The 288-nt window shown below is 59.7% G+C and carries 1 protein-coding gene; it reads right to left on the bottom strand.

The features are described from left to right. The coding region (locus KVT28_RS24910) for an ABC transporter substrate-binding protein (protein ID WP_217550816.1) at positions 1-288 on the bottom strand (288 nt) is incomplete at both ends.

Genomic DNA, 288 nt, shown 5'->3' on the forward strand with positions numbered 1-288 from the left:
GCATGCCGCCGTGCGCCATGATAAACAGCACTTTGATCGGCAACGGATTTTGTGGGATCTGCGCGCGCTGCTTGTTGACCTTCTCGCTCAGCGCGTTGGCTTCCTCTTCACGATGCAGCGCCTTGCCGATGGTAGCGATTTTTTCCGCGATGGCGTCGGGGCTGTTTTTGCCGGTGACATCCACCACTTTTACGCCAGCTTGTGCCACTTGCTGCAGCACCAGCGGCGGTTTTGCCCGCTCGCTGCTCAGCACCAGCGTCGGTTTCAGCGCCCGAATCCCTTCGGCAT

Source organism: Pantoea sp. GbtcB22 (assembly GCF_019091025.1).
GTDB lineage: Bacteria > Pseudomonadota > Gammaproteobacteria > Enterobacterales > Enterobacteriaceae > Pantoea > Pantoea leporis.